We start from the raw sequence: 7,214 nt of genomic DNA, 5'->3' as shown, positions 1-7,214 counted from the left end.
TGATCTGTTTCATCTGGTTTTCTCTACTTTTTGTTGTATTGCTCAAAATCCACAACACCATTTTCATCGGCATATCTTAAATATTTATCATTTAAGACTTTGACGATCTCAGGATGGGCTGCATAAACATTATGTTGCTCATTAAAATCTGTTTTTAAATTGTAGAGTTCCCAGCCATGGCTCTTAAATTTAGAAGGTGAGTTTTCAACAAGTTTCCATTCGTCAGTTTTAGCGTAGCGGCTGCCATGCAGTTCTTTAAAGTCATAATAATTAACAGGACGAATACGGGCAGTATTATCTTTAAACGCAGGGATCAGACTAAAACCAGATGGTTTAATTTTGGTGCTTGAAGTTGGATAAACCTGATTATTTTGAATACCAGCTAGCTCCATCACAGTTGGGAATATATCTCTGACTGTCGCAAAGTTATTGTTAATTCCATGTTGTTTAGAAATCTGAACAGGTGATTTAACAATAAATGGGACTCGTACTCCGCCTTCTGAAGCAGCTGACTTCCAGTGGGTAAATGGTGTGCTGCTCACTTCGGCCCAGCGTGGTCCCATATAAACATATGAGCTGGCGTTGCCTATATTTTCATAGCGATTGTCGGCATCACCCATTGGGAAATTATGATCACCACCTTCAGCGCCGTTATCTGACATAAACACAATCAAAGTATTGTCATATAAATGATGCTTTTTAAGATATTGAATGACATCACCCACGCGGTCGTCTAACTGGGTAACCATGCCCGCATAAACTTCCATTTTACGTGCTTCGTATTTGCGCTCTTGGGGGGTGAGTTCATTCCAGCTTTTGGTGCCTAAAGCTTGGTTGCCACGCTCGACTGGGTATTCTGCGTTTGCGGGAATTAATCCTAATTGCTTTTGTCTAAGAAAGCGTTGTTTGCGAATCGCATCATAGCCTTGATCGTATTTACCTTTATATAAGTCTCTATAATGAGCGGGTGCTTGTAGCGGCCAGTGTGGAGCGGTATAGGCTAGGTAGGCAAAAAATGGTTTTTGCGCTTTATTTTTGTCTAAGTACTCAAAAGCTTTTTGTGTAAAAAAGTCGGTCGAGTAGTAGCTGTCTGGCAATGTGACCTTTTGACCATTTTCTGTGTATTGAGTATTGCGCGGATAGTTTTTAGGTTGGTCTTTAAAGTGTAAATCGAAGCCATCGAGCAGAGCAAAAGATTGATCAAAACCACGGGCTTTAGGGTTTTGGTCGGGAGCATAGCCTAAGTGCCATTTACCAACCATGAAGGTGTAATAATCTTTTGTCTTCAAAATCTCTGCGAGTGTGTAAGCATTTTGCGTTAAGTGTCCTGAATAGCCATCAATTTTGAGTAGTGCACGCGGGCTATCGGCTCCAACCAATTTTTCTTGTCGTTTTGATGTTTCATACATGGCACCTAAACCTACCAAGTGGTTATCTGCACCTGTCATAAGCTGTGCACGAGTAGGTGAACACATTGATGAAGCATGAAAATTAAAAAGCATTTTTCCTTGCTTTAACAAACTATCAATATGAGGAGTTTTAATTTCGCCACCATAAGCACCAATATCTGAAAATCCAAGATCATCGGCCAAAATAATCATGATATTAGGTGATTGTTGATTTTTTGGAGGTGCTGCTTGCGTTGTGTAAAACAATTGGCTGGCAAAAAAAAGTCCCAATGTAAGCTGGCTTGCTCTTTTGAGTTTCATAACAACAATCCTTTGATGTTTTAAAAATGCATCTTGCATTTCCTGGAAATAAACTGAGCTTTTTTTTTGGCTAAAAAATGCTCTGGAATCGATCATAATAGATTTTTTAATATGGATCCATAAAAATATTCAAGCATTCTAATTTTATGTTTTTAATAATTTTATACTTATATAATTTATGTGTTTATATACTTTTTAATAATCCGTTTATAATTTTAGTTGATTTTTTGGATCCAAATATTCAGTATAGAAAAAGAGCAGGATGCTCAAAAAACAAATATTCCTCTAGGTCATTATGGATACGGATGTGCATAACCACCCAATCGCTCATATCAGCAATGTCGTGTGTATGTCTTATCCAAGGGAGATACACAAATGGAAAGAGACGTTCTAAGTGAGATCAATCAAAACAATATGAGCCGCTATCAATGGTTCGTCATTTTGATCTGTATTTGTCTCAATATTATTGATGGCTTTGACGTGATGGTAATGGCATTTACTGCTCCATCCGTGTCAGCAGAATGGTCACTTTCAGGCGCACAAATTGGCTTGTTGTTAAGTGCTGGCCTTTTTGGAATGGCTGCCGGTTCAATTTTTCTCGCGCCTTTAGCCGATAAAATCGGTCGCCGTTTACTCATCTTAGTTTGTCTTGTAATTGCAGGTCTTAGCATGCTGGGCTGTGCTTTTGTACAAAGCCACGGCATGTTAGCTGCACTTCGGTTTATTACTGGAATTGGGGTGGGGGGCATCCTTGCGAGTAGTAATGTATTGGCAAGTGAATATGCCAATGCTCGCTGGCGCAGTCTTGCTGTTAGTTTAATGTCTACTGGTTATGGAATTGGCGCGACACTTGGCGGGGTACTATCACTGGCATTGATTGAGCATTTGGGTTGGCGCTCAATCTTTTTAGCAGGAGGGGTTACTACTATTGCAATGCTGCTAATCAGCGGATGGTTATTACCTGAATCTTTAGATTACTTACTCGCGAAACGACCAAAACAGGCACTAGAACGTATTAATGCAACTGTAAATCGTATGGGTCTTAATCAACTATCAGTTATGCCGCGTTATGAAAAAATCAGCACGCAAAATGGCAGTGAACTGGGCAAATTATTTGCTGGACAACTTGGATTTCAAACGCTTTGTTTGTGGTTTGCATTCTTTTTAGTGATGTTTGGCTTTTACTTTGTCATGAGCTGGACACCAAAAATTCTAATTTCAATGGGAATGTCACCAGAGCAAGGCGTAAGTACCGGTATTTTAATTAGTATTGGTGGGATTTTCGGGGCAGCCATTATTGGTTTATTGGCATCACGTATGAAAATCTTCTATGCCTTAAGCCTGTTTTTAGGACTAACCTCGGCATGTGTTTTCCTATTTGTCGCTGTCTCATCTCAAGTCAGCATTGCACTCATGGTGGGGTTATTACTTGGCACACTCATTAATGGCTGTGTGGCAGGTTTATATTCTATTTCTCCAACAATTTATGATGCTGAAATCCGTAGTCGCGGCGTGGGCTATGCAATTGGTTTTGGACGAATTGGGGCAATTTTATCGCCAACGGTTGCAGGCATCTTCCTGGATAAAGGTATAGCACCCGCAACGCTTTATGCCTATTACGGTGTGGTGTTTATTTTGGCTATTTTCCTCATTTTAAGTTTGGGTAGTGCTTTTTACCGAAGTAAGAAAGAGCAGAACTATTCGCTTAAAACAGCACCTTAATCCATTAAAAATTAAATAGTTGAGATAAAAAATGAAGAAGACGCCATTGTGGGTGGGGGTATGCTTGTGCCCATTATTTAGTCAAGTTGTGCATGCTGAATTTCTTGCAGACAGCAAAGCTGAGCTAACACTACGTAATTTTTACTTTGACCGAGACTATAAAAAAGATCCCTATCCTTATACAGCAGCCAGAGATTGGGCGCAGGGTTTAATTTTTAAAGGACAGTCTGGCTATACTGAGGGTACGGTTGGGTTTGGTGTTGATGTACTGGCAATGGCAGGTTTTAACCTGTTGGGAAGCCGTGCTGATGACTATGCGCGTAGTGGCTTATTACCAGTGAATACCGATAACTCGCGTGATGATTATTATGGAAAAATAGGCATTACAGGAAAGGCTAAATTTAGGAAAAATGAACTTTTTGTGGGGGACTTAGTTCCACAATTGCCGACCATTTTTTCATCGCCAGCGCGTTTGTTCCCTCAGACTTACCGTGGTATCCGTTTTGTTTCAAATGAAATTCCAAATCTTCAACTCGAAGGCTTTTATGTCGATGAAGTACGTCAACGTGATTCAATTCGTTATACCGATGTGGGAACAGACAATATCAACCATCGTTTTGACAAAGCGGCAACTACTGATTCTTTTTATACATTAGGTGGAAGCTATCAGTTAAAGGATTATCGTCTACGGGCTTACCATGCTGAACTCAAAGACATTTACCAGCAACAATTTTTAGGTTTTAACGGCAAACAACCTTTAAATGATCAACTTAATTTTTTAAGCGACGTGCGTTTTTTTAATAGTGAGGAAACGGGAAGCAAAAAAATAGGAGAGGTCGATAACCGCCATATTAGTGGCTTATTTGGTTTGAACTATCAAAATCATACGATTTCTTTGGGCTACATGCAGTCGTTTGGCTCGACTGGTTTACCATTTTTGTCGGGAACCGAAAGTCCGGTTGCGCTTGATTTTATGAGTTCGGACTATTCAAATAAAGACGAAAAAGTCTATTCGATTCGTTATGAATATGACTTTAAAAATGCGCGGGTAGGTGATGTTTCATTAAACGGACTGCGCTTTATGACTCGCTATGCAAAAGGTGAAGACATTGATTTACTGCAATATGGCGATCAGCGTTTTAAAGAGGAGTCGATGGAATTTGATTTAGGCTATAAAATTCCTGAAGGTAAGCTAAAAGGTTTGGGAATGCGAGCTCGTTTTTCTCACTATCGCAACGATATGCCTACCAATATGACCTTTCACTCGACAAATGAAACGCGGTTGAATGTTGACTATACCTTTAAATTTTAACGTTCAATATTTAACTAAATTCAAGACCAGTTAAAACATTGTGAGCAGCAATGTTTTAACTTTAGTTATCAACTTCACAAAATCCCTCTATAATACCGCCAATCTTATTAAAGCCAATTGAGTCGTTCATTAAACACATGGCTTTAATCTCTCATTTTTTTAAGTCAATTTCTTCGCTGTGATTCGGCTTATTTTTCAATATTTAGAATTTTATGTGTCTGTGCTGACACATAAAAATATTTAGGTGCCAGCATGGAAATCAAGGTTAATTATCTCGACAATCTTCGACAGGAAGCTAAGTTCGATGACTTTACGGTAATTGCCGATCAACCAATTCGCTACAAGGGTGACGGTTCGGCACCGGGCCCATTTGACTATTTTTTAGCATCGTCAGCATTGTGTGCAGCGTACTTTGTAAAAGTGTATTGTGCAGCTCGAGATATCCCAACCGATAACATTCGTTTATCGCAAAATAATATTGTTGATCCTGAAAACCGTTATAAGCAAACCTTTAAAATTCAAATTGAATTACCAGCCGATATTTCAGAGAAAGATCGCCAAGGGATTTTACGTTCGATTGACCGTTGTACTGTTAAAAAAGTGATTCAAACTGGTCCTGAATTTATTATTGAAGAAGTGGAAAGCATCGATGCAGATGCACAAGCATTGTTATTGCCAAGTCTAACTTCAGAAAGCCATACCTATATTCAAGGTAAAGACCTGCCATTAGAAGAAACCATTGCCAATATGTCTGCCATTTTGGCAAATTTGGGCATGAAGATTGAAATCGCATCTTGGCGTAATATCGTGCCGAATGTATGGTCATTACACATTCGTGATGCACAATCTCCGATGTGCTTTACCAATGGTAAAGGTGCAACTAAAGAAAGTGCTTTGGCATCTGCATTGGGCGAGTTTATTGAGCGTTTAAACTGTAACTTCTTCTATAACGACCAGTTCTGGGGTGAAGATATTGCGAATGCTGAATTTGTGCATTATCCAGATGAAAAATGGTTTAAACCGGGTCCAAATGGTGAATTACCTAAAGAAATCTTAGATGAATATTGTCTTGAGATTTACAACCCAGATGATGAGTTACTGGGCACGCATTTATATGACACCAACTCAGGCAACGTAGAGCGTGGCATTTGCTCGCTACCTTTTGTGCGCCAGTCTGATGGTGAAGTTGTCTATTTCCCATCAAATTTAATTGAAAACTTGTACTTAAGTAATGGTATGAGTGCGGGTAATACTTTGGCAGAAGCCCAAGTTCAATGCTTATCAGAAATTTTTGAACGTGCTGTTAAACGTGAAATTTTAGAAGGTGAAATCGCACTTCCAGATGTTCCTGAAGACGTATTAGCAAAATATCCAAGTATTGTTGCTGGTATTAAAGGTCTAGAAGAGCAAGGCTTCCCTGTATTAGTTAAAGATGCATCATTAGGCGGTCAGTTCCCTGTAATGTGTGTGACTTTAATGAACCCGCGCACGGGTGGGGTGTTTGCATCTTTCGGTGCGCATCCAAGTTTTGAAGTTGCGTTAGAACGTAGTCTGACTGAATTACTTCAAGGCCGTAGTTTCGAAGGCTTAAATGATTTACCTCAACCGACTTTCCAAAGTAATGCAGTGACCGAACCGAATAACTTTGTTGAGCACTTTATTGATTCAAGCGGTTTGGTATCTTGGCGCTTCTTTAGCTCTAAATCTGACTATGACTTTGTTGAATGGGATTTTTCTGGCGAAGGCGAAGAGTCGAACGCAGAAGAAGCTGCAACATTGTTCGGCATTCTCGAAGAGATGGGCAAAGAAGTATATATGGCAGTCTATGAGCATTTAGGTGCGACTGCTTGCCGTATTTTAGTACCAGATTATTCAGAAATTTATCTTGTTGAAGATTTGATTTGGGATAATACCAATAAAGCACTTTCATTCCGTGAAGATATTCTAAATCTACATCGTTTGGATGATGAACAGCTTGAGGCATTAGTTGAGCGTTTAGAAGAATGCGAGCTAGACGATTACACTGAAATCACCACGCTGATTGGCATTGAATTTGATGACAATACAGTTTGGGGACAGCTCACCATTTTAGAACTGAAATTGCTAATTTATGTGGCTTTACAACAGTTTGAAGAAGCAAAAGAGCTTGTAGAAACTTACTTGCAATACAACACCAACACCGTTGAGCGTGGCTTGTTCTATCAGTGCATGAACGTGGTGCTTGAAGTGATGTTAGATGAAGAACTAGAGCTTGAAGACTACCTTACGAATTTCCGCCGTATGTTTGGTGACACACGAATGGACGCGGTATTAGGTTCTGTCGATGGTAGCGTTCGTTTCTATGGTTTAACACCAACAAGCATGAAACTAGAAGGGCTTGATCGCCATTTACGTCTGATCGAGAGCTATAAAAAATTGCATGCAGCTCGCGCTAAAGCCGTAGCGATGTAATTTAAAAAGCGAAATAAAAA

General features: G+C 39.6%; 4 protein-coding genes. 3 read left to right on the top strand and 1 reads right to left on the bottom strand.

Annotated elements, in window-relative coordinates; all coding sequences use genetic code 11:
• Window positions 1-23: 23 nt before the first annotated feature.
• Window positions 24-1,709 (bottom strand): arylsulfatase, encoded by a 1,686-nt coding sequence (locus J536_RS19295; RefSeq protein ID WP_032063670.1) that lies wholly within the window; start codon window positions 1,707-1,709, stop codon window positions 24-26.
• 375 nt (window positions 1,710-2,084) lie between these two features.
• On the opposite strand from J536_RS19295, the gene J536_RS19290 reads away from it, so the two are divergent.
• From J536_RS19290 to J536_RS19280, 3 genes are all read left to right on the top strand, one after another.
• On the top strand, window positions 2,085-3,431 hold the full coding sequence (locus J536_RS19290) for an MFS transporter (RefSeq protein WP_032063668.1): 1,347 nt from the start codon (window positions 2,085-2,087) through the stop codon (window positions 3,429-3,431).
• 31 nt (window positions 3,432-3,462) lie between these two features.
• The gene (locus J536_RS19285; RefSeq protein ID WP_032063666.1) at window positions 3,463-4,743 is read left to right on the top strand and encodes an OprD family outer membrane porin; all 1,281 of its coding nucleotides are present in this window, start codon (window positions 3,463-3,465) and stop codon (window positions 4,741-4,743) included.
• Between the two features lie 252 nt (window positions 4,744-4,995).
• Window positions 4,996-7,194, top strand: a complete 2,199-nt coding sequence (locus tag J536_RS19280) for an OsmC domain/YcaO domain-containing protein (protein WP_032056762.1) — start codon at window positions 4,996-4,998, stop codon at window positions 7,192-7,194.
• Window positions 7,195-7,214: the final 20 nt, after the last annotated feature.

The organism is Acinetobacter sp. 809848, from assembly GCF_000581275.1.
GTDB lineage: Bacteria > Pseudomonadota > Gammaproteobacteria > Pseudomonadales > Moraxellaceae > Acinetobacter > Acinetobacter pittii.
Note: the sequence above shows the minus strand (reverse complement) of the source record. Positions and strands in the feature narration are given on the sequence as shown.

Bases quoted from the DNA above. Each gene is read 5' to 3' on its own strand.
- J536_RS19290 (WP_032063668.1), top strand. From the start codon at position 2,085: ATGGAAAGAGACGTTCTAAGTGAGATCAATCAAAACAATATGAGCCGC.
- J536_RS19280 (WP_032056762.1), top strand. From the start codon at position 4,996: ATGGAAATCAAGGTTAATTATCTCGACAATCTTCGACAGGAAGCTAAG.
- J536_RS19295 (WP_032063670.1), bottom strand. From the start codon at position 1,709: ATGAAACTCAAAAGAGCAAGCCAGCTTACATTGGGACTTTTTTTTGCC.
- J536_RS19285 (WP_032063666.1), top strand. From the start codon at position 3,463: ATGAAGAAGACGCCATTGTGGGTGGGGGTATGCTTGTGCCCATTATTT.